Source organism: Pseudomonas sp. R76 (assembly GCF_009834565.1).
Lineage (GTDB): Bacteria > Pseudomonadota > Gammaproteobacteria > Pseudomonadales > Pseudomonadaceae > Aquipseudomonas.
In genome coordinates this window covers 4,611,282-4,636,828 of sequence record NZ_CP019428.1, presented here as the reverse complement: position 1 = coordinate 4,636,828, position 25,547 = coordinate 4,611,282, and the positions used below count along the sequence as shown (strand labels likewise).

Annotated in this window: 25 protein-coding genes; 18 read left to right on the top strand and 7 right to left on the bottom strand. The window is 61.9% G+C overall.

Annotated elements, in window-relative coordinates; genetic code table 11:
• Positions 1-13: 13 nt before the first annotated feature.
• Genes PspR76_RS20800 through PspR76_RS20790 form a run of 3 tightly spaced genes read right to left on the bottom strand, consistent with a single transcriptional unit; the run spans position 14 to position 1,872 of the window.
• Complete coding sequence (locus PspR76_RS20800; RefSeq protein ID WP_159958318.1) at positions 14-457, bottom strand: type II 3-dehydroquinate dehydratase; 444 nt, start codon at positions 455-457, stop codon at positions 14-16.
• 15 nt (positions 458-472) lie between these two features.
• On the bottom strand, positions 473-1,453 hold the full coding sequence (locus PspR76_RS20795; protein WP_159958316.1) for an NAD(P)H-quinone oxidoreductase: 981 nt from the start codon (positions 1,451-1,453) through the stop codon (positions 473-475).
• Entirely contained in the window at positions 1,450-1,872 is a 423-nt protein-coding gene (locus PspR76_RS20790) for a RidA family protein (RefSeq protein ID WP_159958314.1), read from the bottom strand. The genes PspR76_RS20795 and PspR76_RS20790 overlap by 4 nt, the downstream gene beginning before the upstream one ends.
• A gap of 183 nt (positions 1,873-2,055) precedes the next feature.
• Here PspR76_RS20790 and PspR76_RS20785 point away from each other — a divergent pair, with 183 nt between their 5' ends.
• The 7 genes from PspR76_RS20785 to argE all read left to right on the top strand — a co-directional run bounded on the left by PspR76_RS20785 (position 2,056) and on the right by argE (position 9,251).
• Positions 2,056-3,030, top strand: coding sequence for a LysR family transcriptional regulator (locus tag PspR76_RS20785; RefSeq protein WP_159958312.1), 975 nt, complete (start codon positions 2,056-2,058; stop codon positions 3,028-3,030).
• Between the two features lie 324 nt (positions 3,031-3,354).
• The gene (locus PspR76_RS20780) at positions 3,355-4,872 is read left to right on the top strand and encodes an amino acid ABC transporter permease/ATP-binding protein (protein ID WP_159958310.1); all 1,518 of its coding nucleotides are present in this window, start codon (positions 3,355-3,357) and stop codon (positions 4,870-4,872) included.
• A 27-nt stretch (positions 4,873-4,899) separates the two neighbouring features.
• Positions 4,900-5,772, top strand: coding sequence for a phytanoyl-CoA dioxygenase family protein (locus tag PspR76_RS20775; protein WP_159958308.1), 873 nt, complete (start codon positions 4,900-4,902; stop codon positions 5,770-5,772).
• Between the two features lie 28 nt (positions 5,773-5,800).
• Positions 5,801-6,631 (top strand): ABC transporter substrate-binding protein, encoded by an 831-nt coding sequence (locus tag PspR76_RS20770; protein ID WP_159958306.1) that lies wholly within the window; start codon positions 5,801-5,803, stop codon positions 6,629-6,631.
• Positions 6,632-6,684: 53 nt separating this feature from the next.
• A complete protein-coding gene (locus PspR76_RS20765; protein ID WP_159958304.1) occupies positions 6,685-7,416 on the top strand; it encodes a class II aldolase and adducin N-terminal domain-containing protein in 732 nt (243 codons plus the stop codon).
• 9 nt (positions 7,417-7,425) lie between these two features.
• Entirely contained in the window at positions 7,426-8,103 is a 678-nt protein-coding gene (locus PspR76_RS20760) for a DUF1028 domain-containing protein (protein WP_159958302.1), read from the top strand.
• The gene (gene argE / locus PspR76_RS20755) at positions 8,100-9,251 is read left to right on the top strand and encodes an acetylornithine deacetylase (RefSeq protein WP_159958300.1); all 1,152 of its coding nucleotides are present in this window, start codon (positions 8,100-8,102) and stop codon (positions 9,249-9,251) included. Before PspR76_RS20760 ends, argE begins: the two co-directional genes overlap by 4 nt.
• Before the next feature lie 141 nt (positions 9,252-9,392).
• Here the strand turns inward: argE and PspR76_RS20750 are convergent, their stop codons facing one another.
• Positions 9,393-10,631, bottom strand: coding sequence for an acyl-CoA dehydrogenase family protein (locus PspR76_RS20750; RefSeq protein ID WP_159958298.1), 1,239 nt, complete (start codon positions 10,629-10,631; stop codon positions 9,393-9,395).
• A 272-nt stretch (positions 10,632-10,903) separates the two neighbouring features.
• Between PspR76_RS20750 and PspR76_RS20745 the strand changes: the two genes are divergently transcribed.
• From PspR76_RS20745 to PspR76_RS20735, 3 genes are all read left to right on the top strand, one after another.
• Positions 10,904-11,827 (top strand): ABC transporter substrate-binding protein, encoded by a 924-nt coding sequence (locus PspR76_RS20745; RefSeq protein WP_159958296.1) that lies wholly within the window; start codon positions 10,904-10,906, stop codon positions 11,825-11,827.
• 138 nt (positions 11,828-11,965) lie between these two features.
• Positions 11,966-12,268: a type II toxin-antitoxin system RelE/ParE family toxin gene (locus PspR76_RS20740; RefSeq protein WP_159958294.1), complete on the top strand. Its 303-nt coding sequence runs from the start codon at positions 11,966-11,968 to the stop codon at positions 12,266-12,268.
• A gap of 1 nt (position 12,269) precedes the next feature.
• On the top strand, positions 12,270-12,650 hold the full coding sequence (locus tag PspR76_RS20735; RefSeq protein WP_159958292.1) for an addiction module antidote protein: 381 nt from the start codon (positions 12,270-12,272) through the stop codon (positions 12,648-12,650).
• 155 nt (positions 12,651-12,805) lie between these two features.
• On the opposite strand, the gene gudD is transcribed toward PspR76_RS20735, so the two are convergent.
• Positions 12,806-14,131, bottom strand: a complete 1,326-nt coding sequence (gene gudD, locus PspR76_RS20730) for a glucarate dehydratase (RefSeq protein ID WP_159958290.1) — start codon at positions 14,129-14,131, stop codon at positions 12,806-12,808.
• Between the two features lie 19 nt (positions 14,132-14,150).
• Positions 14,151-15,512: an MFS transporter gene (locus PspR76_RS20725; RefSeq protein WP_159958288.1), complete on the bottom strand. Its 1,362-nt coding sequence runs from the start codon at positions 15,510-15,512 to the stop codon at positions 14,151-14,153.
• Positions 15,513-15,860: 348 nt separating this feature from the next.
• Between PspR76_RS20725 and PspR76_RS20720 the strand changes: the two genes are divergently transcribed.
• From PspR76_RS20720 to PspR76_RS20700, 5 genes are all read left to right on the top strand, one after another.
• A complete protein-coding gene (locus PspR76_RS20720; protein WP_159958286.1) occupies positions 15,861-16,571 on the top strand; it encodes a FadR/GntR family transcriptional regulator in 711 nt (236 codons plus the stop codon).
• 24 nt (positions 16,572-16,595) lie between these two features.
• On the top strand, positions 16,596-17,291 hold the full coding sequence (locus tag PspR76_RS20715; protein WP_159958284.1) for a tRNA (adenine(22)-N(1))-methyltransferase: 696 nt from the start codon (positions 16,596-16,598) through the stop codon (positions 17,289-17,291).
• A 102-nt stretch (positions 17,292-17,393) separates the two neighbouring features.
• Positions 17,394-18,617 (top strand): DUF1444 family protein, encoded by a 1,224-nt coding sequence (locus PspR76_RS20710; protein ID WP_159958282.1) that lies wholly within the window; start codon positions 17,394-17,396, stop codon positions 18,615-18,617.
• Positions 18,618-18,916: 299 nt separating this feature from the next.
• Positions 18,917-19,456, top strand: coding sequence for an ATP phosphoribosyltransferase regulatory subunit (locus tag PspR76_RS20705; RefSeq protein WP_159961563.1), 540 nt, complete (start codon positions 18,917-18,919; stop codon positions 19,454-19,456).
• 92 nt (positions 19,457-19,548) lie between these two features.
• Positions 19,549-19,839 carry a DUF3144 domain-containing protein gene (locus PspR76_RS20700; protein WP_159958280.1) on the top strand — a complete coding sequence of 97 codons (291 nt, stop codon included), beginning with the start codon at positions 19,549-19,551 and terminating at the stop codon, positions 19,837-19,839.
• Here the strand turns inward: PspR76_RS20700 and PspR76_RS20695 are convergent.
• On the bottom strand, positions 19,818-20,369 hold the full coding sequence (locus PspR76_RS20695) for an RNA 2'-phosphotransferase (protein WP_159958278.1): 552 nt from the start codon (positions 20,367-20,369) through the stop codon (positions 19,818-19,820). The two genes, PspR76_RS20700 and PspR76_RS20695, sit on opposite strands and share 22 nt — an antisense overlap.
• 290 nt (positions 20,370-20,659) lie before the next feature.
• On the opposite strand from PspR76_RS20695, the gene PspR76_RS20690 reads away from it, so the two are divergent.
• From PspR76_RS20690 to PspR76_RS20680, 3 genes are all read left to right on the top strand, one after another.
• On the top strand, positions 20,660-22,717 hold the full coding sequence (locus tag PspR76_RS20690) for a methyl-accepting chemotaxis protein (protein WP_159958276.1): 2,058 nt from the start codon (positions 20,660-20,662) through the stop codon (positions 22,715-22,717).
• 215 nt (positions 22,718-22,932) lie between these two features.
• On the top strand, positions 22,933-24,672 hold the full coding sequence (locus tag PspR76_RS20685) for an OPT family oligopeptide transporter (protein ID WP_159958274.1): 1,740 nt from the start codon (positions 22,933-22,935) through the stop codon (positions 24,670-24,672).
• Between the two features lie 68 nt (positions 24,673-24,740).
• Entirely contained in the window at positions 24,741-25,367 is a 627-nt protein-coding gene (locus PspR76_RS20680; RefSeq protein ID WP_159958272.1) for a glutathione S-transferase family protein, read from the top strand.
• Positions 25,368-25,547 lie beyond the last annotated feature (180 nt).

Here is a 25,547-nt window from a genome sequence, read left to right as displayed (position 1 = left end):
GCGGTGAGGCGGCTCATTGGGTTTTCAACAGCGTGGCCACCGCCGTGAGTGCCAGCTCATAACCCAGCGCCCCCAGCCCCGCGATAACTCCCGTTGCCGCCTTGGACACGTAGGAGTGATGCCGAAAACTCTCGCGCTTCCAGATGTTGCTCATGTGCGCCTCGATGATCGGGCCGTCGAAGGCCAGCAGCGCGTCGAGGATCGGCACTGAGCTGTAGGTGAGCCCGGCGGCGTTGATCACGACAGCGTCGGCGTTCAAACGGGCCTCTTGAATCCAGTCCACCAGCACGCCTTCGTGGTTGCTCTGGCGAAAGTCCAGGCTCAGGCCCAGCTCGGCGGCGTGACGTTGGCAGCGTGCTTCGATGCTGGCGAAGCTTTCGCTGCCATAGGTGCCGTTTTTGTCGAGGCCGTAAAGGTTGGCGTTGGGGCCATTGAGGAAAAAAACGCGGTGGGACATGGCTTGCGCTCCAGGTTATTGCGCGACGGTCAGCACGACTTTGCCGACGTTGGCGTTGGCCTCCAGCAGCCGGTGGGCCTCGGCGGCTTGAAGCAGGGGCAACTGCGTGTGGATCTGCGGGCGCACCAGGCCAGACGCCAGCCAGGGTAAAAACCGTGAGCGAATACACACCGCCAAACGTGCCTTTTCGGCGTGGCTTTTGGGGCGCAAGGTGGAGGAGGTGAGGCTGAGGTTTTTGCGCATCAAGACCTGTAAATCCAGTTCGATTTTTGCGCCTTGCAGGAAGGACACACTCACATGCCGCCCACCCATCGCCATGGCCGCGAGGTTGCGCGCGACATAAGGGCCGCCGACGTTATCCAGCACCACGTCCACGCCGCGCCCTTCGGTGCAGTCGTTCACCACCTCGGCGAAATCTTCAGTGTGTCTATCCACCGCGCGCCACACGCCAAGGGCGTGCAGCATCGCGACTTTCTGCGCGCCGCCGGCGGTGGCGATCACCCGCGCTCCAGCGGCATGCGCACACTGCACGGCGAAGCTGCCGACGCCACTGGCGGCGCCGTGGATCAGCACGCTGTCGCCGCTGCGCAGGCGGCCCAGTTCAAACAGGTTGTGCCACACGGTAAACGCTGCTTCCGGCACGCCTGCAGCATCGTGAAGGGATAACGCCACCGGCACCGGCAAGCAATGCGCCGCCTGTGCCACGCAGTACTCGGCGTAGCCGCCGCCGCTGAGCAGTGCCATCACGCGGTCGCCAGGGGCAAACTCGTCCACGCCACGGCCTACCGCGACGACGATGCCCGCCGCTTCCAGGCCGAGCACATCGGTGACGCCGGGCGGAATCGGCGCGCCGCTGCGTTGCATCAGGTCCGGGCGATTGACGCCAGCCGCCGCCACGCGGATCAACACTTCGCCGGCTTCGGGTGTCGGCACCGGGCGCTCTACGCCGTGCAGCACCTCAGGCCCGCCCGGCTCACGGGCAATCACCGCCTTCATGCGGTCCAGTCATCCGGCACAACGGCGATCACGTCGATTTCCATCAGCCATTCCGGCTGGCCGAGGCCGGAAATCACCAGCCCGGTGGAGATCGGGAACACGCCTTTTAGCCACTTGCCCACTTCCTGATACACCGGCTCGCGGTAGCGCGGGTCGATCAGGTAGGTGGTGGTTTTTACAATGTGCGACAGGTCAGAGCCCGCTTCCTCAAGCAGCTGCTTGACGTTTTTCATCGCCTGTTCGGCCTGGGCGCGTGGGTCGCCGAGGCCGACCAGGTTGCCGTCGAAGTCGGTGCCGATCTGGCCACGCACATAGATGGTGTTGCCGGCGCGCACGGCCTGGCACAGGTCGTTGTCCAGCGCCTGGTTGGGGTAGGTCTGCTTGGTGTTGAACATGCGGATGCGGGTGTGGGTGGGCATGGCGGGCAACTCATCGGAAGCGGGATAAAACAAGCTTCACATCGGCCCCGACCGCGCGAAACCAGCATTTGCGCGGGGTAGTGCTTAGGAAAAACCGAAGCCCGTGCAGGTCATCGGCTGGCGCGCGACCCGGCACGAACCCTGCAACACCCCCGGTACAGTCATTGTTGAGGGGCAGGCGAAATGCTCAGTCGTATTACTCAGCGTCAACTGGAGTATTTCGTTGCGTCGGGAGAGGCGGGCAGCATCAGTGCTGCGGCCGAACGCATCCATGTGTCGTCGCCATCCATCTCGGCGGCCATCACCCATATGGAGGCGGAGCTGGGCATTCAGCTGTTTATCCGGCACCACGCCCAGGGCATTTCGCTCACGGCGGTGGGGCGCCAGGTGATGCAGGAGGCCAAGCTGATTCTGGAGCAGATGACCAACCTCTACACCATCGCTTCCGAGTCGTTGAACACGGTGCGCGGGCCGCTGCGAGTGGGTTGCCTGGAGTCGTTGGCGCCGATGATCACGCCGGAATTGGTGTTTGGTTTTGGCCGCGCTTTCCCCGGTGTGCGCCTGACCCAGGCCGAAGGCAACCATGAGGAATTGCTGGAGAAACTGCGCAGCGGCGAGCTGGATATCGCCCTGACCTACGACCTGGTAACCAGCCCCGACATCGACTTCCAACCCCTGGCGCACCTGCCGCCGTATGTGATGGTCGGTGAGTATCACCCGCTGGCGAGCTTGCCGGCGGTGAGCATGCAAGACCTTGAAGCCTACCCGGTGGTGCTGCTCGACACGCCTTGGAGCCGCGACTATTTCCTCAGCCTGTTCATGCAGGCGGGCACCACGCCGAACATCATCATGCGCTCCACCAACCTCGAAACGGTGCGCGCAATGGTCGGCAATGGCATTGGCTATTCCTTTGCGAATGCGCGGCCCAAATCGAATATGTCCCAGGATGGCAAACGGGTAATCCGCCTGCGCCTGGCCGGCTCGCACCGGCCGATGCGGCTGGGGTATGCCACGGCGAGCAACACCCAGTTGTCGCGCGTGGTGTCGGCGTTTGCCGAGCGTTGCCGCTTGTTTGTCTCCGACCAGTACATCCCCGGCATGGCGCCGCCGAGCTTTTTTGACCCGCATGCGGTGCGGGTCTTGAGTGGGGTGAGCTGAGGTTGCACCAAAAGGTGGCGTGGGCTGCGCCGCTCGATCAGCTGTGCACCCTTTTGGCCTGACCCTGCGGCCTCATGAACAACACTAATCCAATGTGGGAGCTGGCTTGCCTGCGAAAGCGGTCTGTCTGTGCCTGATGGGCCAGCAGACCCACCGCAATCGCAGGCAAGCCAGCTCCCACAGTGGAGTTTTGGGGTTTTTGGGTTGCATAGGTTCTACCTACCCAGTGAGCCGGGTTTTACGAATTGACCCTAAGCCCCCGTCCCCGCGACTCTCATCCCATCGATGCAGATCAACTTCTTTTTTCAGCAAGGCACCGCGACGATGACATTCGACTGGCACTACATGTTTGGTTTGCTCAGCGACCCCGAGTTCTGGCGTGCGACGTGGACGGTGATCAAGCTCAGCACCCTGACCTGGATCCTGAGCATCGCCCTGGGCTTTCTGCTGGCGCTGGCCAAACAATCCAGGCACGTGCTGCTCAGCGTTCCGGCCCGTGGCTATATCTGGTTGTTCCGCAGCCTGCCGCTGCTGGTGCTGCTGATCTTTATCTACAACTTGCCTCAGGCGCTGCCCGGCACCTCCGCCGTGTTGGCCGACCCGTTCTGGTCCGGCTTGCTGGCGCTGGTGATCTGCGAGACGGCCTACGTGGCTGAAATTCATCGCGGTGGTTTGCTCTCGATTCCCAAAGGGCAGGGCGAAGCGGCGCGGGCGCTGGGCTTGAAGTTCTTCGGCACCCAATGGCGTGTGGTCATCCCCCAGGCGTTGCGCGTGGCCTTGCCGTCGCTGGCCAACGAATACATCTCCATCGTCAAGCTGACCTCGCTGGTGTCGGTGATTTCGCTGACCGAGATTTTGATGGTCGGCCAGCGCCTGTATTCGCAGAACTTCCTGGTGATCGAAACCATGGCGGCGGTGGCGTTCTTCTACGTGTTTATCGTCACCGTGTTCGACTTCCTGCTCAAACGCCTGGAGCGCTTTCTCGACGTCAACCAGCGCAACGTGTCCCGCGTGCCGGACGCTGCGGTGCTGGCCCTGGCCACGCAACAGCGCACGGCGTTGCAGCGCCCGGCGAGCACCGGCGCCTCGGCGCTGGACGCCACGCGGTTGCACAAGGCTTATAACAATATCGAGGTGCTGGGCTCGGTCAATTTGCAGATCCAGCCGGGTGAGGTGGTGTCGGTGATCGGCCCGTCCGGCTCCGGCAAGACCACGCTGATTCGCCTGCTCAACGGCCTTGAGCAACTGGACAACGGCGAGATCAAGATCAACGGCCATCCGTTCATTCATCTCAACAAAGTCGGCGCGCAGAAACCCCAGTACGTCGAGCACGCCGAGCACCGCCTGAACATCGGCATGGTGTTCCAGAGCTTCAACTTGTTCCCGCATTTGAGCGTGCTCGACAACCTGCTGATGGCGCCGAAATACCATCGCCTGGGGCGCACCGACGCGCTCAAGCAACAGGCCTACGCGCTGCTGCACAAGGTTGGCATGCTCGACCACGCCTGGAAGTACCCACACCAGTTGTCCGGCGGCCAGCAACAACGCGTGGCCATCGCCCGCGCCTTGATGATGCGCCCGCAAATCATGTTGTTCGACGAGCCGACCTCGGCCCTCGACCCGGAAAAAGTCAACGAAGTACTGCAGGTCATCGAAGCCCTGGCCGGGGAGGGCATCACCATGGTGATCGTCACCCACGAGATGAACTTCGCCTTCAAGGTCTCCGACCGCATCGTGTTCATGGAGAAGGGCCGCGTGGTTTGCGATGACACGCCCCAGGCCCTGCGCAGCGGCCACAACCCACGCGTGGAGGCGTTCCTCAAGGACGTCTCGCTGGCGTGATCTCGTTAACGTTCAGGACACCCTAAAATGATCGAGCAAGCTCAAATCGAACAATTCCAGCGCGACGGCTTTCTGGTGGTGGAAGGCGTGCTGTCGCCGGACGACGTGGCCGCGCTGCAACACGACTTCGACCAGTGGGTGGAAGAGAGCCGCAGCCACGACCAAGGCTGGGGCGCCACCGTGGATGGCCGCGCGCGCTTCGACCTGGAGGGCGACCACCGCGCCGATCACCCATCGTTGCGCCGGGTGAGTTCGCCCACCGAGATTTCCCCGGTGTATGAGCGCGTGGCGTTGCACTCGCGGATGGCGGCGATTTCCGCGCAGTTGGTGGGCGCTGGCGGCGCGCGTTTTCATCACAGCAAGATCAACTCGAAACTGCCGCACACCGCGACCCAAGTGAAGTGGCACCAGGACTTTCTGTTCACGCCCCACAGCAACGACGACATCGTCACCGCTTTGCTGATGGTCAGCGAAGTGACGCCGCAGAACGGCCCGCTGAATGTGATCCCCGGCAGCCATAAAGGCCCGTTGTGGTCGCACTGGCAGAACCAGCGTTTCACCGGCTCGGTGGACGACGCCGTGGTCGAAGAACACTGCCAGCAACCGGTCGCCTGCTACGGCCCGGCCGGTTCCGTGTGCTTTATGCACACGCGTTTGCTGCACGCTTCCAGCCCTAACGAGACCGAACTGCCGCGCACGTTGTTCATCAGCGTCTACGCCGCTGAAGACGCGCTGCCATTCGGCGAAAACCCGCTGCCCAGTGCACACGCCGGCCTGTTGGTGGCCGGTGAAGAAAGTGGCTTGGTGCGCTCCACCGACAACCAGCTGCGCTTGCCGCAGAAGCCCCGTGGCGCGTCGTTCTTTGTGCAACAGGCCGGCCAAGATTCCGTGACTGCCTAACCCCCTAAAACCCTTGCAGGTAATGACCATGACAGCGTCTCAAAAAAGTCTTCGCCCTTTCGCCGTGTGCCTGCTGGGCGCCGCGGTTGCACTGACCTCGTTGGCGGCTTCGGCGTTCCAGCAGGAAGGCAAGATCATTGCCGGTTCCGACGTGACCTTCTTCCCGTATGAGTACATGGATAACAACAAGCCGGCAGGTTTTGATATCGAGTTCATGGACGGCCTGGGCAAGGTCATGGGGCGCAAGGTCGAGACCCTCGACACGCGCTTTCCCAACCTGATCACCGGCCTGCAAGCCGGGCGCTTCGATGTGACCAACTCGTCGATGTACATCACTGCCGAGCGGGTCAAAGTCATCGACATGATCCCTTACCTGAAAAGCGGCGAGTCGATCCTGACCCTCAAGGACAGCGCCTTCCAGCCCAAGAAGCCGGAAGAGTTCTGCGGCCACAAGATCGGCTCCATGGGCGCCACGTCCTGGCTGGCGCAGATGAACAAGTTGTCGACTGAATACTGTGTGGCCAAGGGCTTGAAGCCGATCCAGATCAGCGAATACAGCACCGACCCGCAAACCACCCAGGCCTTGCTGGCTCACGCCGTCGAAGCGCAGATCACCGACGCCGCCGTGGCCCGTGGTGTGATCGACAAACTCGGCAGCCGCGTGGTGATTTCTTCCGACAGCTTGATCTACCCGGTGCTGAACGGCTTCGGCGTGAAGAAGGGCAACGACGACGTGAAGAAAGCCTTGCTCGACGGGCTGGAAAAATACCGCGCCACCCCGGAATACGCCGCGCTGCTCAAAAAGTACAACTTTGAAGCGCCGACCGCAGCCGACATCGACGCGCTGATGCCCAAGTAAGCCAATCGCGCGCGCCGCAGCCTGCTGCGGCCGCGCCCTGTGGAGACAGATTCATGGCGTTATCCCTTGAAGAACAGGCACGCATCGACCTGGCGGCGACCTTTCGCATCATCGCCCATGTCGGCATGCACGAGGCGGTGGCCAACCACCTCAGCGCCGCCGTGTCGGCGGATGGCAAACAGTTTTTGCTCAACCCGAAGTGGAAGCATTTTTCGCGGATTCGGGCCAGTGACCTTTTACTGTTGAACGCCGATGACCCTGGCTGCGCGGACCACCCGAATGTGGATGCCACCGCCTGGTCGATCCACGGGCAGATTCACCGGTTACTGCCGCAAACCCGCGCTGTGTTGCACCTGCATCCGATCTACACCACGGCCGTGGCGTGCCTGGCCAAGCCGCATATCCCGCCTATCGACCAGAACACTGCGCGCTATTTCAACCGCGTTGCCGTCGATGAGCTGTACGGCGGCATGGCCGACACCGAGGCCGAAGGCGCGCGCCTGGCCGGCTTGCTCGATGGCAAAAGCCGCCTGTTGATGGGCAATCACGGCGTGATGGTGACGGCCACGTCGATCGGCGAAGCCTATGACGATATCTGGACCCTGGAGCGTGCCTGCCAGATCCTGGTGACGGCGTGGTCCACCGGGCAGCCGCTGCGGGTGTTGTCGGATGAAGTGGCGGAAAAGACCGCGCGCGGCTGGGAAGGCATTGCGGATTTTTCGCGGCAGCACTTTGAAGAAATGAAGCAATTGATGATCGACGCCGACCCTTCGGTGCTCGACTGAGGGCTTTTTATGACGTTTTCCGTTGTCGCTCGCTGCGCCGAGACCGGCCAGATGGGTATTGCGATCAGCTCTTCAAGCATTGCTGTTGGCGCACGTTGCCCGTGGTTGCGTCCGGGGGTGGGTGCGGTGGCTTCGCAGAACATCACGTTGCCGAGTTTGGGCCCGCAGATTCTGGATAGGCTGGAGCAGGGCGTGGCGCCGAGTGAAGCACTGGAAGCTGTTCTGGCCGGGCAGGACCATAGCCAATATCGGCAAGTGACGGTGATTGATAGCCAGGGTCGAACCGCACATTTCAGCGGCGCGCAAACCCTTGGCATTCATGCGGCGGTGAGTGGCGAGCAGTGCGTGGCGGCGGGGAACATGCTCGCTAATCCTGAGGTGATCGAGGCCATGGTGCGCGCGTTCGAAAATGCGTCCGGGCACCTGGCAGACCGTCTGCTGGCGGCGATGCACAGCGGCCAGGCCAGGGGCGGCGAGGCAGGCCCGGTGCATTCGGCGGCGTTGATCGTGGTCGACGACCTGTTGTGGCCCATCGTCAACCTGCGGGTGGACTGGGCCGATGAACACCCGATCGGCGCCCTCGACCAGCTCTGGCAGGCTTATCGCAGCCAACTGCAAGACTACATCGACCGCGCCATCAACCCGCAACACGCGCCGGGTTACGCCGTGCCGGGAGATGATCGATGAGCAGCAGCCGTGAATTGCTCGCGCAACTGGTGCGCTTTGACACCACCAGCCGCGAATCCAACCTGGCCTTGATCGACTTTGTGCGCACGTACCTGCAAGGCCATGGCGTGGCGTGCGAGCTGGTGTTCAACGCGCAAAAGAGCAAGGCCAACTTGCTGGCGACTATCGGCCCGGCGCAGGTGCCGGGCATCGTGTTGTCCGGCCACACCGATGTGGTACCGGTGGACGGCCAGCGCTGGACGGTAGCGCCGTTCGAACTGACCGAAAAGGACGGCAAGTTGTACGGGCGTGGCACGGCGGATATGAAGGGCTACATCGCCTGTGTGCTGGCCTGCGTGCCGGCGCTGGTGCAAGCGCCGTTGCGCATGCCGGTGCATATCGCGCTGTCCTACGACGAAGAGGTCGGCTGCCTGGGCGTGCGCTCGCTGATCGAAAGGTTTCACGCGCAACCGGTCAAGCCGCTGCTGTGTGTGATCGGCGAGCCCACCGAGCTCAAGCCGGTGCTGGGCCATAAGGGCAAGTTGGCGATACGCTGCGAAGTGCAGGGCGCGGCGTGCCATTCGGCCTATGCGCCGTCGGGGGTGAATGCCATCGAATACGCCGCGCGGTTGATCAGTGAACTGGTGCGGCTCGGTGAAAGCCTCAAGGTGCCGGATCAGCTTGACGAGCGCTTTGCCCCGCCGTTTTCCACTGTGCAAACCGGCGTGATAAACGGTGGCAAAGCGCTGAATATCGTCCCGCAAAATTGCACGTTTGATTTTGAAGTGCGCTCGCTGCCGGCGCAGGATCCCTGGCGGGTGGCGCAGCAGTTGCGCGGGTATGCCGAACAAACCCTGTTGCCGGCGATGCAGGCGGTGAGCGAGCAGTGCGCGATCAGTTTCAGTGAGTTGTCGAGCTACCCGGGCCTGGCCACTTCGGTCGAAAGCCAGGCGGCAGAGTGGGTCGCGCAGTTCTGCGGCTCGCGGGACTACGGCACGGTGGCTTTTGGCAGTGAAGGCGGGTTGTTTGATCAGGCGGGCATCCCGACCGTGGTGTGCGGGCCGGGAAGCATGGGGCAGGGCCACAAACCGGATGAGTTCATCAGCGTGGAGCAGTTGGCGGCGTGTGATCGGATGCTGGCGCAGGTGGTGGCGTTTGTGAGCCAGTAAGACCACCTCCTATCCAATGTGGGAGCGGGCTTGCTCGCGAAAGCGGTGTATCAGTGAAAAATATTGACCTGACACACCGCTTTCGCGAGCAAGCCCGCTCCCACATTTGTTCTGTGTTGTTTCTTTAACGGGGGGTAACTTTTAGCCCTTCGCCACACCCACCCGCCACTGCGCCGGCGGCAGCAAACCATTCACCAGGTAATTACCCACAATCCGCGACTTGTACACGCGCGGGTTGTGGTTCGCCAGCGTGCGCGCATTGCGCCACAGCCGGTCCAGCGCCTTGTTGCTGGCCGTGGCACTGGCGCCCAGCGCGTCAAACAGCGCAGTGGTTGCCGCGAGTGTGGCATCCACCACCGGGTTCACCGCCAGGCACACTTCCAACTCCGCCAATGCCACCTGCGGGTCATCGTCGTGCAGCGGCTCGGCATGGGCGATTACAGACTGCGCCGTCTGGTCCAGGCGCTGCGCCGCTTGCTGGGTGATGGCGTGCGCGGCGTAGGCCTGGCTGGCCACTTCGCCGATGACTTGCAGCAATTGCACGTCGTGCGCGGCGCTATCGGCGTTGCCGGTGGTGAAGGTCCTGGCGCGCTGGCTGAGCTCTTGCGCACCGCTTAACGCCGCGCGACGGGCGATGCCGGCGAGGGTCGCGAGGTGGTAGATCTGGTAGAACGACTGGCCATAGCCGAAGCGTTGGTGAGTGGGGCGCAGGTCGTCTTCCACCGGGGCGTTGTCGAAGATGCAGGTGCCGCTGGCGGTGAGGCGTTGGCCGAAGCCGTTCCAGTCATCCACGATGTTTACGCCAGGCGCCTTGAGATCAACGACGACGCTGTACACCGTGCCGTCTTCACCGGTGGCCACGGTGTTGATCAGGTCACTGTAGAGCGCGCCGGTGGTGTAGAACTTTTTGCCGCTGATGCGCAGGCTGCCGTCGGCATCGCGGTGCAGGCGGGTGCCGAAGTCGCCTCGTGCCTGGTTGCCAACCTCGGTGCTGCCGGGCGAGAGCAGGGCGCCCTGGCCGAGTCGGTCGAGCCACTTGGCGCGCCAGTCGAGGTCTTTGGCGCAGAGCACGTCTTCGCAAAAACCAAAATGCCCGCGCAGGGCTTGGGTGATGTTGGAGTCGGCGGCGGACAGCTCGGTGAGCAGCGCGAGCAGTTCGGCAAAGCTCGCGTCCTGGCCGCCGTAACTGGCGGGCAAGCGCCAGCGCGGCAAGCCGAGGGCGTTCAGTTGCTGGATCACTGTCGCCAGGCTGGCGCGGGTCTGATCGGCCTCGGCGGCGTGGGCAAGGATCTGCGCAAAGAGTGGGCGAAACGGTGCAGCCAGTTGTTCGTAACGGGCGGAGGGCGCGGCGCCCCAGATATTCAACGCGGGAATCGACATGCAATGGACCTTGCAGAAAGTGGCTCAGGTGCTGGGGTCCAGTGGTCTGGTGACGTCACCCTAACTCAGGGGTGGCAAAGTTTTTAATACGAAAAATAGCTAGGGTGCTGCGCAGTGGTTCTATCGATAGTGCGCAACAGTATTAAACCCAGCGCTTTTATTGCGTTAGCTTCTACGGGCGCCACGCTCGGCGACCTCCAAACCCTTGCTCTCATCACCAGACTGCACGCCCACAGATGGTTGAGTCAGCCCTCAACTGTGTGGACTCTTTTATGATCAATCGTCGAAACCTGCTTGCCCTGCTGGGCCTGGCCTCTCTCTCGTTGCATGGCTCATCGGTAGGGGCGGCAGAACCGCTGACGCTGACGGTGGGCGACCAGTTCTTCTCCAATCGCATCGTGCTGGAGCTGTCGGGCGAGTTGAAGGATTTGCCGTATAAAATCGATTTCAAGCGCTTTAACACCGGCTCCCCCGTGGCTTCGGCGGTTGCCAGCGGCGCGTTGGACGTGGGCATTGTCGGCGACACACCGGTGATCAGCCTGGCGGCCAACGGCGCGCCGGTGAAGGTGGTCGCCAGCACCCAGACCAGCCTCGACGGCGTGGGCATCGTGGCGCGCAAAGGCATTCAGTCGGTGGCCGACCTCAAAGGCAAAACCATCGCAATCTGGAACGGCTCGTGGAGCCAGCAACTGGCGTACAAAGCCCTCGACGAAGCCGGCGTACCGCGCAGCAGCGTGACCTTCAAATACCTGCTGCCGGCCGAAGCCAGCCTGGCGCTGACCCAGGGCGACATCGACGCGTTCGGCACCTGGGAACCCTATGTGTCGCTGCAGGAGAAAGAGGGCAGCACCCTGATCCGCAACGCCAAGGGCCTGATGAGCGCGCCGACTTACATCGTCGCCTATGAACCGGCGCTGGCGCAGAAAGGCGCGATCATCAAGGACTTCGTCGCCCGCCTGACCCGCGCTCGGGTGTGGAGCAACAGCCATATCGACGCGTACGCCGAGGCCTGGTCGAAGGCCAACCAATCTGCGCCGGAGATTGCCAAAGTGTGGTTCAAGCGCGATGCGATCAAGGTGCTGCCGATCTCGCCGACAATTGTCAGCGAAGCCCAGGCCACGGCAGATTTTTTGGTGGATGCGCAGATGCTCAAGCAGCGCTATGACGTGACCCCGCTGTTTGATCGGGCGCTTTAAACGTAAGGGAAATAAGTGCTCACAGTATCGACACGCTGATTATGCGTGGGCTGGGCTAGGTTTTTTACTCCGGTATGCACCGGGCCAAAAAATTAACTAGCATCGGCAAGGAGTAGCCAGTAGGCTACATGTGAATCTGTGACCAACGTAATCGGCAGGACGCCGGAGTTCGATACATGGCTCGACGGTATGAAGGATGTCTGGGGCAAAACCGCCGTTCTGACGCGCCTGGACCGCGCCGAAGACAACAATTTCGGTGACTGCGAGCCCGTCTGCGAAGGCCTGAGCGAAATGCGTGTTTTCGTCGGGCCTGGTTACAGGATTTACTTTGTACGCACTGGGATCAGCGCTTACCTGATGTTATGGGGCAGCGATAAAACCGACCAGAAGCGGGGAATCAAACGGGCAAAAGAGATCCTCGATGCCCTGAGAGGTCAATGAAATGAGCGAATCGAAATTCAAACCCGAGGACATGCCGATCCTCGACCTTGATACATCCGGCACCAGCGTTTACGAGGCGTCGCGCTTTCTCGACAGCCCGCAAGTTATCAGTGCCTATCTCGCGCAAAGCATGAAGGCGCAAGACCCGCAAATCTTCATGAAGGCGCTGGCCGAGGTTGCCAAAGCCCAGGGCGTGAACAAGGTGGCTGAGGCGGCGGGGGTCAATCGGGAGAGTTTGTATAAAACCCTGAAAGGCGGCTCCAAGACCCGCTATGAGACGATCCACAAGCTGATGCTGGCGTTGGGCGTTGAGCTGACGGTGCAGCCGATTGCTACCCATCAGGCGGGGAGGGCTAAGCCGGCAGTAGCCGATAAGCCCTGATGTAATAACAACGCAGATCGAATGTGGGAGCTGTCGAGCTTCAGCGAGGCTGCGAAGACGGCGGCACAGCCAACCGATATATTGCCTGAACCACCGCTTTCGCAGCCTCGCTGAAGCTCGACAGCTCCCACATTGACTGGCCATTTAGTGATGTTTTACCGCACCAGGCACGGCTGCTTGTTATTGAAGCGCCAGCCCGGAATCAGGAACTGCATCGCCACACTGTCATCCCGCGCCCCAAGGCCCATGCCTTTGTACACTTCGTGCGCCTTGGCGACCGCGTCCATATCGATGTCCACGCCCAAGCCAGGCTTGGTCGGCACCTTCACGTAGCCGCCTTCGATTTTCAACGGTTGCTTGGTCAGGTGCTGGCCGTCCTGCCAGATCCAGTGGGTGTCGATGGCGGTGATGTCTCCCGGTGCGGCGGCGGCGACCTGGGTGAACATCGCCAGGGAAATATCGAAGTGGTTGTTGGAGTGCGAGCCCCAGGTCAGGCCCCATTCATTGCACATCTGCGCCACGCGCACCGAGCCTTGCATGGTCCAGAAGTGCGGGTCGGCCAGCGGAATGTCGACTGATTGCAACTGGATCGCATGGCCCATTTCACGCCAGTCGGTGGCGATCATGTTGGTCGCGGTTTTCAGCCCGGTGGCACGGCGGAATTCAGCCATGACTTCACGGCCCGAGTAGCCATTTTCTGCGCCGCAGGGGTCTTCGGCGTAGGCGAGTACGTGGTGCTGGTCGCGGCACAGGCGGATGGCTTCTTTGAGTGACCACGCACCGTTCGGGTCGAGGGTGATGCGCGCATCCGGGAAGCGTTCGGCCAGGGCGGTGACCGCTTCGATTTCCTCGTCGCCACTCAAGACGCCGCCCTTGAGCTTGAAGTCGTTGAAACCGTATTTGGCTTTGGCGGCTTCGGCCAGGCGCACCACGGATTCGGCGGTCATGGCCTTCTCGTGACGCAGGCGGAACCAGGCGTCATCGGCATCTGCCTCGTTGCGGTAGGCCAGGTCAGTGGCCGTGCGGTCGCCGACGTAGAACAGGTAACCGAGCATTTTCACCGCATCGCGTTGCTGCCCTTCGCCGAGCAGGGCGGCCACCGGTACTTCGAGGAATTGCCCCAGCAGGTCGAGCAGCGCGGCTTCCATGGCGGTGACGGCATGAATGGTGATGCGCAGGTCAAAGGTTTGCAGGCCACGCCCGGCGGCGTCGCGGGAGGCAAAGGTGCTGCGCATCTGGTTGAGGATGCGTTGGTACTGGCCGATGGGTTGGCCGACCACCAGGCTACGCGCGTCTTCGAGGGTTTCGCGGATGCGTTCGCCACCGGGCACTTCGCCGACGCCGGTGTTGCCGCTGCTGTCCTTGAGAATCACGATATTGCGGGTAAAAAATGGCCCGTGAGCGCCGCTCAAATTGAGCAGCATGCTGTCGTGGCCCGCCACCGGGATGACTTGGAAATGGGTGACTACAGGGGTATTCATGGCGATTTCCTAAGTAAGCTCAAAGAGGTTTGCTGATGGCGGTGCCGGTGGGCACAACGCTGGGAGAGATCAACACGGCAGCCGGCGACGTCTTGGCGAAGAACACCAGGATCGCGGCGAGCACCGAAGTGCCGGCCAAGCCGTAGAGGCCACCCTGGATCGAGCCGGTGGTCTGTTCCAGGAAGCCGAAGGTGGTTGGCGCGACGAAGCCGCCCAGGTTGCCGATGGAGTTGATCAGCGCGATCACGGCGGCGGCGATGCGCACGTCCAGGTAGCCTTGGGGAATCGGCCAGAACAGCGATGAGGCGGACTTGAAGCCGATGGCCGCAAAGCAGATCGCCACGAAGGCGAAGATCGGCCCGCCGGTGGTGGACATGAACATGCCCGCGGCCGCAATCAACAGCGCGGCGGCGACCCAGGCTTGCTGGAACTTGAACTTGCCCGACAGCGAAGCGAAGGCGTACATGGCGATGATCGAGATCAGCCACGGGATCGAGTTGAAGAACCCGACCTGCACGTCGCTCAGGTCGCCCATCTTTTTGATGATGCTCGGCAGCCAGAAGGTGGCGGCGTAGATCGTCAGCTGAATGCAGAAGTACAGCACAAAGAACAGCAGGATCTGGCGGTCTTTGAGCAGCTTGCCGATCGTCGGTTTGACCGTGGTCAGCGCTTCACGCTCGCGCTGTTCCTGATCGATGGCGCCGACCAGCGTGTCCTGTTCCTCACGGGTCAGCCATTTGGCGTCGTGAGGTTTGGAATCCAGCCAGAACCACACAAAGAACCCCAGCGCCACGGAGGCCAGGCCTTCGATGGCGAACATCCATTGCCAGCCGTGGAAGCCGAAGCCTTCGATCTGCAACAGTGCGCCCGATAGCGGGCCGGAAATCAGCGAGGCGACCGCCGAGCCGCTGAGGAAAATCGCAATCGCCTTGCCGCGCTCCACACCGGGCAGCCAGCGGGTGAAGTAGTAGATCACCCCAGGGAAGAACCCGGCTTCGGCTACGCCCAGCAAAAAGCGCAGGATGTAGAACTGGGTTTCGTTCTGGATGAACGCCATCAAGGTCGCGACGATGCCCCAGGTGAACATGATGCGGGTCAGCCAGATACGCGCGCCGACCTTTTGCAGCAGCATGTTGGAGGGCACTTCAAACAGCGCGTAGCCAATAAAGAACAACCCGGCACCCAGGCCGTAGGCGGCCGCGCCGATGCCCAGGTCATGCTCCATGTGCGTGCGCACGAAGCCGATATTGACCCGGTCAATGTAGTTGAGGATGAACATGATCACGAACAGTGGGAGCACATGGCCCTTCACTTTGCTCACGGCGCGCGCGAGGACTGAGTCGCTGGGTGAAGCGGCAGATGCATGGTTTGAATTGGTCACAATTCAAAACTCCCCTGATTTATTTTTATGCGGGTTTGTGTGTTTTGTTGATAGACATCATACAAGTGGATTTCTTGAGTTCGCAATCCAGTGCCACGTGTATTTGTTCTCATAAGCGCAGCGGTTGGATGAGTGTTTTGGTTATTTGCCTTGTTTTTGTTGGTTTTTACGCTGTTTTTAACGGCTCTCCAAGGTCCGATATTCATCGGAGAAGCGACGGCGCCGGGATCTGGAGTGGAGCGGGTTAAGATTGGTTGTCATACAAGTTGAGTGTTTTTCGAATCAACCCAGCGTCACCACCAAACAGGGTGTTAAGCTCGTCCCAGCCCAACCCCGTGGACCCCAGCAATGCCCATTGAAAACGGAACCCTCGTGCGCAGACGCTCCACCAACCTGGCCCAAGGTGTGGTCGAGGCGCTGACCCAGCGCATCCTGCTGGGGCAACTCAAGCCCGGTGAAAAACTGCCGTCGGAATCCACCATCGTGCTTGAGCATGGCGTGAGCCGAACGGTGGTCCGCGAGGCCATTTCCAAGCTGCAGGCATCCGGGCTGGTGGAGACGCGTCACGGCATCGGCACCTTTGTGCTGGCGCAACATGCCCAGCAAGGCTTGCGCTTGCACGTGGACACGGTCGCCAGCGTGCGCAACATGCTGGAGCTGCGCCTTGGCCTTGAAGTACAAGCCGTGGCGCTGGCCGCGGTGCGCAGGAGTGATGAGCAACTGGTGCGCATGCGCGAAGCGCTGGACGACTACCAGGCTTCCCTGGCGAACAACGACAGTTGCGTGGAGGAGGACAAGCGCTTTCATCAACTGATCGGCGAGGCCACCGGCAATACCTTTTTTACCGAGATCATGTCGCACCTGGGCAATGCGATGATCCCGCGCACCCAGGTCAAGGGCGCCGAACGCGGCGGGGCGGACTTTGCCAAGCTGGGGCAACTGGCGAACCTGGAGCACGAGGCGATCTTCAATGCGATCAAGCGCCAGGACCCGGACGCCGCACGGGCCGCCATGGTGTTGCACCTGACCAACAGCCGGGATCGGTTTTCGGGTGAGTAATTTTGTTGTGATAAGGAACACGCGTTGAACGAACACACATTGTCCATGCGCCTGGAGCGCGTGGCGGCGCACGTACCCGCCGGCGCACGCCTGGCCGATATCGGCTCGGACCACGGCTACCTGCCGGTGGCCTTGATGCGCCGCGGCGTAATCGCGGCGGCGGTGGCGGGGGAAGTGGCGACCACGCCATTCCACGCCGCCCAGCGCACCGTGCGCGACAACGGCCTGGAGCAGCACATTACCGTGCGCCTGGCGGACGGCCTGGCGGCGCTCAAGCCCAGCGATCAGATCACCGCGATCAGCCTCTGCGGCATGGGCGGCGAGACCATCCGTGACATCCTCGACAGCGGCAAGGCGCACCTCAGCGGCCAGGAGCGCCTGATTCTGCAACCCAACGGCGGCGAGCAACCCTTGCGCCAATGGTTGATGGACAACGGTTACTGCATCCTGCTTGAAGAGTTGCTGCAGGAAAATCGCTTCTATTACGAGATTATCGTCGCCGAGCGCGCTGAGCCGGTGACCTACACCGCCGAACAGCTGTATTTCGGCCCGCTGCAAATGCAGGCCCGCAGCCCGGTGTTCCTGGCCAAGTGGCAGCGCATGCTGCGCCAAAAGCACAAGACCCTGGCCAGCTTCGAACAGGCGCGCCAGGCGGTCCCGGAGGCGAAGTTGCAGGAAATCGAGCAGCAGGCGCGATGGATTACGCAATTGCTGGCGTGAACTGCCCGCCGTGATCTGGGTCACACAACCCGGGCAGGTGCTTTACGCGCTCTCTTGCACCGCCCATGATGGACCGCCCGCACTTCATGGAGGACTCTGCGCATGTTCGGCTCCCTGCTCGACAAACTCTTCAACCGCCCCCTGAGCGAAGACGCCTTCGCTGAGAAGGTCATCAAGGCCGCGCGTGCAGCCGGTTTCAGCGAGCCTCTTGAGTACGTGCCCAAAGAGTTTCGTCTCAAGCATGGCGGTGGCGGCTATTTCAACCTGCATAACGCTTTCAACGATTATCAGTGCGCCGACAAGGCGCACAAAGCTGAGGTGTTGAACGGTTATGTATCGACGCTGCTCAGCTACAGAAAGGAAACGCCGCAAACCTTCGAAGACGTCAGGCCGTTGTTACGGCCGGTGATCCGTAACCTGGCGATGCTCGAAGAAGTGCGCCTGCACCAGGTGCGCACCGAAGGCTGGGACGCGCCGTACGCCGCCGTCCACCAGGCCTTGGGCAAAGACTGCGTGACCTTGCTGGCAGTGGACTACCCCGAGACCACGTCCACGCTTACCGAAGGGCCAAAGGAAAACTGGGGTGTGAGCCTGGATGAGGCGCTGGCGGTGGCGGTGAGCAACCTGCGCGAAGCCACCCCGGATGCGTTTGATGAAATTGTGCCTGGGCTCTATGTCGGCCGCTGGAACGACGGCTATGACACCAGCCGCGTGCTGTTGCCGGATGTCTTGCAACGCGCCTCGATCAAAGGCCGGCCAGTGTTCATGATCCCGACCCGCGACATTCTGATGGTGACCGGTGACAAGGATGAAGAGGGCATTCGGCATATGGTCGAGGTCAGCTTCAAGGCCATGGAAGCCGGGCGTGTGGTTTCCAGCCAGGTCTATACCTACGACGATCAACGGATCGTGCCCTACGTCACTCAGGATGAAGCACTCAAGGCGCGCATGGCGAGCCTCGAACACATGCTGCTGCAAGGCAATTACCATGTGCAGAAAGAGCAACTCGACACGATCCATGACGAGCAGAAAATCGATGTGTTTGTCGCGTCTTACACGCTGTTCGAGTTGAAAGACAGCAACGGCAAGACCTTCTCGATGTGCAGTTGGACAGAAACCGTCGACACCTTGTTGCCCAAGACCGACCGCGTCGCGCTGGTTCAACTGCAGCCCGATGGCAGCGCCCAGACCCAGGTGGTTGAATGGGATGAGCTCGAGGCTAAATTGGGTGACCTGCTGGCGCCGGCGAGCCTTTACCCGGCACGCTATCGCACGCTGGGTTTTCCGACGCCTGAGCAGCTGAGTCAGTTGACGCCGTTGGTTTAACGGCGGCTTGTCACGCGTCGCCCAACTGTGCAAGGATCGCCCCATGACTGAATTTTCGCCAAGCAACCGCCATCATCATCACGGACCTTGCCCCAGGTGCCGCGGTTGCTTGCGCTCATGGATTGACCAGACGTTCTGATCACTCAATGAACCACCCCCAAGGCGCCCACGGCGCCTTTTTTATTGCCTGTAAAAAATGGAGATACACCTGATGACCATGCTACGTGGAACCCGAATTGTGACGGGCAAAGAAGCAGCAATAATGCGTGAGATAGAGGGGCGTTTTCGGAGCTGCCTTCATCGAAGCTGGCGCTGAAGAGGTCATCGTCCCTGCGCTGTGGGGCCAGGACACGTTTATCGAAAAAGCTGGTGGCAGTGAAATCATCGGGCAGATGTGGGCCTTCGATGACAAGGCGGGCCGCCCGTGTTGCCTGATCCCTGAAGCCACCGCGCTGTTTCAGGAACGCAGCACGCAGTTGCTCGGCGGGCGCGAGGAGGCGATGTTTTTCTACGTGGCGCGGTGTTACCGGTATGAGCGGCCGCAAGCCGGTCGCTACCGTGAGTTCACCCAGTTGGGGCTGGAGATTCTCAGCCCTGAGCCGGCGTTGGCGTTGCAGCGCAGCCAGGCGCTGTGCAGCGCTTTTTTGGACACGCTGGGGCTCGACTATGAGCTCAACCTGGCGGTGAAACGCGGGCTGAGTTACTACCTTGAGGGCAATGGCTTCGAGGTGCGTTGCCCCGCGCTTGGCGCGCAACAGCAAGTGGTCGGCGGCGGCGCCTACCGCGAAGGCGCGGGGTTTGGCATCGGGCTGGAGCGCTTGGTGCTGGCATTGGGCTGATGTTCAAGACGCCTCCACCCGGAGGCGTCTCCTCTGCGGCGGCCGGATATGCTCCAATAGCCGCCATTATTTGCTCACCCAGGAACCCCACCATGGCCGACACCACCGACCAAGCTTTCTACGACCGTGCAGATGCACATATCGAACTGTCGAACGAGCAGCTCAAGACCTGCGAAAACCTCGGTGAGGTCAGCGCTTCAATGATGTTCGGTACCACGCGCTTCAATGCCTGGGCCAGTGCGCGCAACTTCAAGTCCGGCGCGGAAATGGCCGCTGCGCGGGAAGCGATGCTGAAGTATTTCTGTGACCAGTACCGGATGATGCTTGAGGACAACCTGGACGATCACATCAATAATTTCAGTCAGTACATGCTGGTCAAATAGGTCGCCGGCACCGACTCCACCAGCCACACGCCATTGTCCGCCTGGTAAAACTTGGCTCCCGCCTGGCTCATGCCTAATGCATCAATCGTCAGCAGCACAGGCTGCCCATAGCGTTTGCCAACGGCCAGCGCAGTTTCGGGGTTGTCCGTCAGGTGCACATGATGCCGACTGCCGGGGATCAAACCCTGCGCTTCGATGGCAGCCATAAAGCGGCTTGCCGTGCCATGGTAGAGCTGAGCGGGCGGCGTTTTCTCGACGTGCTGCACCTGAACCTGCCCGGTGCTGTGCCCTTGTGCGGCACGGATGCGCTGGCCGTCGTCGGAGAGCGTGAAGCGTTTTTTGTCGTTGGTCTCGACGACGTCGAGCAAGGCTTGGCGATCGAAGGCATGGCCGTGTTGGTTGGCGTTGTGGGTCAAGCCGTCAACGTCGGTCCAGCCATCGCTGTCCAGCACGACACCTATGGATTCGGGCGCGTGGCGCAGTATGTAGCTGAGAAGTTTACTGATGGCGTCGCGTTGTTTCTTGTTCAAGGGTATTGGATTTCCATGTCGGTTTAGATGTCCTTGCACTGTAATCCGTGCCGGCTAATGCAGGTGGAACTCTAGGGCAGGTCAGCCTCTGTGGAAAGCCGGTTACCGTTCCACTCTGCACACTGAGTGCTTTCGCCCCATTTTCGCGCACGTCACTGCGCTATTGAAACGGCCAACCGCCTATTTCGCGGCTCGTCACCAACGGCCCGTATCTTGCTAGTGCCTTCCCAATCAATGACATGGCATTTTGCTTCTAGTCAGTTCTAGGTTGTTTTGGGGAGTGGTCGGCGATGCACAGTCTTTTATCACCGGGTATCCGCCTGCTGGGCCGTTTCGGTTTCGCGCGCAAGTTCCAGATTCTGTTTTTCCTGTTCATGCTGCCCCTGGCCGGAAGCCTGTGGATGATCGGCCAGGACTATCGCGACAAATTGGCGGTGATTTCCAGCGAGCAGTCCGGCGTTCACCAGCTATTGGCCCTGGACACGCTGGATGGCCAGCTCACCGCGCAACGCAACCAGGCGGCGCGCTGGAAGGCGCTGGATATCCTGCACACGCCAACGGCTGCGGCCAAAGCGGCGATGGACAAGGTCGATGCCGGCAGCCCAATCATTCTGCAAAGCCTGCAAGCCTTGGGTGAGTCGCTCAAAGCCCAGAACGCCAGTGCCGACACCCTGGTGCGTTTCGAAGCCTTGCAGGCCACGGTCAAGGGCATGGACACCCAGTCCCTGCGTGCCGTGGGCTGGTGGCCGGACGGCTATGACCGCTTCACCACCGCCCTGACCGCGTTGCAAACCCTGCGCGAGCAGATCACCCAGGACGCCGGCCTGATCCTCGACCCCTGGCTGGAAACGTACCTGCTGATGCAGATTTCCACCCAGCACACGCCAGACCTGATCGAGCGCATTGGCCGCACGGCCAGTGTCGGGCAGTCGTCGATTGCTTCGGGGCAGTTCACCTTGCAAAGCCGCTTGCAGATGCGTGACCTGCGTGGCCGCATCGGCGATGCGCGAGATCAGTTGGCCAAGGCCGCCACGTCGCTCAAAGCCAAGCCGTATCCAGGAATCGAGGCGTGGACGGCGCAATATGACGCCAGCCTGCAATTGCTCGATAACGAACTCAAAGCGCTGGACGACGGCGTGTTTGGCGGCACCATCAAACTCGACACCACAGGCTTCGACCGCAGTGTCGACAGCATGCTCGGTGCGTTGGGCGCGTTGCGCAGCCAGTCGTTGCACTCGCTGGATGAGCGCTTGAGTTATTACCGTGACCGCTCGCTCAAGCAGTTTATTCCGGTGGCGGCGACGTTCAGCCTGCTGGCCCTGGCGGCCTTGTACTTGTTTATCTGCCTGCAAGCCTCGATCCGGCGCAGCGCCAGTGGCATCACTACGCTGGCCGAGTCCCTGCGCGACGGCAACCTGTGTGTCGAGGTGGCGGTGGAAGGGCGTGACGAACTGGCGGCGATCAGCACCGCGCTCAACGTCGCGGTGGTGCAGTTACGCACCAGCCTGCTCGGGGTCAATCACGAAACCCAGCAACTGGGCTCCGCCGTGCTCACCCTCAATTCGCAGTCGGGCAGCACCCTCACCGAAGTCGAAGACCAGCAACACCAGATCAGCCAGATCGCCGCTGCGGCCACGCAATTGGCGGCCACCTCGATGGGCGTCGCCAAAAGTTGCGAACAGGCTTCAGGCAGCGCGCAGCAGACCCGCCGTATTGCTGAGGACAGCAGCCGCGACAGCCAGCGCACCACGGCAAGCATTCAGCAACTCAACCAGCGCCTGACCGACACCGCCAACGCGCTGGAACAGGTGAGCCAGCAAGGGCAGCAGATTCAGTCAGTGGTCGATACCATTCGCGGCATCGCCGAACAGACCAACCTGCTGGCACTCAACGCCGCCATCGAAGCCGCCCGCGCCGGCGAGCAGGGCCGTGGTTTTGCCGTGGTCGCGGATGAAGTGCGCAGCCTGTCGCAACGCACTCAAGCCTCCACGGCGCAAATCGCCGGCACGGTGGACAGCCTGCGCGCGACGGTCAGCCAGGCGGTCACGCTGATGGGCGCCGCCTGCGACCAGGCGCTCACCGATGCCGAATCCGTCACCGGCCTGGGCACGCGGCTGGGCGAAATTGCCGGTGCCGTGCAAAACGTCACCGACACCCTGGCGCAGATTGCGGCGGCGGTGGAAGAGCAGGCGACGACGGCGGATGAGGTCAGCGGCAATATCCAGCAGGTCGATCAGGCGGCTGGGCGCTTGCTGGACGGCGCGCGGGCGGTAAACCAGGCGGCGGATACCTTGAGCAAAGGCAGCCGGGCGTTGAGTGAAAACACCGCGCGGTTTCGCTTGAGCTGACATGCCTACTGTGGCGAGCGGGTTTTTAAATGTGGGAGCGGGCTTGCCCGCGAAGGCGTCGGCCCAGCAAACATTGAGGGTGGCTGACCCAGCGCTTTCGCGGGCAAGCCCGCTCCCACAGGGGGCCGTGCAACCACCGTGCGGATAGATGAACCTTCGGCGCCAGCAGGGCTCACTTCTTAGGTCGCCCTGTTCACTTGCCGAAAGGAATCCGCATGCCTTCGACCCCGCCAATGCCCGCCCTGAACGCCCCGGTTGAACGCGAACTGAGCCTGCGCGCGGTGAGCACCGGGATCGTGTTGGGCATCCTGCTGACCCCCTCAAATGTGTACGCCGGGCTCAAGATCGGCTGGTCGTTCAACATGTCGATCATCGCCCTGCTGGTCGGCTATGCCATCTGGCAAGGCCTGGCCAGGCGCAACCCCGGGCAACTGCCGTGGACGCTGCACGAAAGCAACATCAACCAGACCGTCGCCTCGGCCACCGCCTCGATTATCTCCGGTGGGTTGGTGGCGCCGATCCCGGCCTACACCTTGCTCACAGGCAACACGCTGGAAGCGTTGCCGATGATCGCCTGGGTGTTCTCGGTGAGCTTTCTCGGGATCTGGATCGCCTGGTACCTGCGCCCGTCACTGCTCAATGACAAAGCGCTGAAGTTCCCCGAAGGCATGGCCACCCTGGAAACCCTGCTGCACATCTACAACCACGGCCGCGAAGCCGCGACACGCTTGAAGGTGCTGCTCAGCGCCGCCTTGCTGTCGGGGCTGGTCAAGTGGGTGGACACCTTCCTGTGGGCCTTCCCGCGCTGGTCGCCCAGCGCCGCGATGGAACGCCTGACCTTTACCGCCGACCCGTCGCTGCTGTTGCTCGGCTTTGGCGGCATCATCGGCATTCGCGTGGGGCTGACCCTGCTGCTCGGTGCCTTGCTCGCCTGGGGCGGCCTGGCCCCGTGGTTGCTGGCGCAAGGCCTGGTGACCCTGCCGGCCGGCAGCAGCGGCCCGCAGTTCGCCGCGCTGGTTGAGTGGTTGTTGTGGCCCGGCGTGAGCCTGATGGTGTGCTCGACCCTGGCCTCGCTGGCGATCCGCCTGTTGGCGTTGCATAAGTCCACCAGGGACGCTGGCGGCACGCCGTGGGCGATCCCCAAGGCCGGGCCCGCCGCCGGTTTTGCCCTGGCGATTGTGTTGGTAGTGAGCCTGCAGGCGCTGTTGTTCGGGATCAACCTGTGGATGGCTTTGCTGACCATTCCCCTGGCGATCTGCCTGGCTGCCGTGGCCGCGCGGGTGGTGGGCGCCACCGGCATTCCGCCGATTGGGGCGATCGGGCAACTGTCGCAACTGAGCTTTGGCATCGTCGCGCCGGGGCAGGTGCCGATCAACCTGATGAGTGCCAATACGGCTGGCGGTTCGGCGGGGCAATGCACGGATTTGATGAACGACTTCAAGGTTGGCAAAGCGATTGGCGCCACGCCGCGCAAGCAAGTGATCGCGCAAATCCTGGGGATTTTCGTCGGCAGTATCGTCGGCGTGTTTGCCTACCTGGCGTTGATTCCCGACCCGCAAAGCATGTTGCTCACCGAAGAGTGGCCGGCGCCTGCGGTCGCCACCTGGAAAGCCGTGGCGCAAACCCTGACCCATGGGCTGGATTCATTGTCGGTGAGCATTCGTTGGGCCATTGGCCTGGCGGGGGCTGTTGGCGTGCTGTTGGGGATTGCCGACAGCACCTTGCCCGCCCATCGTGCTCGCTATTTGCCCAGTGCCGCCGCGTTGGGCCTGGCCTTCGTGTTACCGGCCTCGGTGTCGCTGATGATGGCCCTCGGCGCGGTGCTGACGTGGCTGGTGAGCTGCCGTTGGCCGAGCGTGACCGAACGCTTCGCCATTACCGCAGCGGCGGGGTTGATTGCCGGGGAAAGCATCACTGGCGTCGGCGCGTCGTTGTGGGCCATGGTTGCGAATTAATCCATGGCACTCCACCACAACGGCGTAGTCTCTTACCTGGATACCCACTCTTGTTCAGCGGAGCTTTTATGATCACCGTCCACCACCTCAACAACTCGCGCTCGCAACGCATCCTCTGGCTGCTTGAAGAACTCGACCTGCCTTATGAGATCAAGCGCTACCAGCGTGATCCGAAAACCAACCTCGCGCCACCCGAACTCAAGGCCATCAACCCGCTGGGCAAATCCCCGGTGATCGAAGACGGCTCGCTCGTGTTGATCGAGTCCGCTGCGATCATCGACTACCTGATCCGCCGCCACGGCCAAGGCCGCCTGCAACCCGATCCGGCCACGGCTACCTACGACAAATACGTGCAGTGGCTGCACTTCGCCGAAGGCTCGGCCATGCTGCCGCTGATGCTCAACCTCTACGTCGGCCGCTTGGGAGAGGCGGGTGCGCCGTTGCATCCGCGCATCGAATCGGAGCTGGCCAACTACTTGGGCTACCTGAATGACGTGCTGGCGGATACGCCGTATTTGGTCGGTGACGAGCTGAGCGGCGCGGATATCCAGATGAGTTTTATCGGCGAAATAGCCATGGCCCAGGGCAAGTTGCAGGCCTATCCGAACCTCGCGGCATGGGTAAAACGCTTCCAGGCTCGGCCGGCTTACCGCAAGGCGGTGGAGCAGGGCGGCGAGTACGCGTTTGCCAAATAAACAGTAGGCGTTATCCCTGTGGCGAGCGGGCTTCAGTGAGTGAATGCAATGCTGCACGCAGCGAAGATCAAATGTGGGAGCGGACTTGCCCGCGAAAGCGGTGGATCAGTCAACATCAATGTTCACCGGGCCTACGTCTTCGCGGGCAAGCCCGCTCCCACAGGCGCTGCGCGCAGCTTG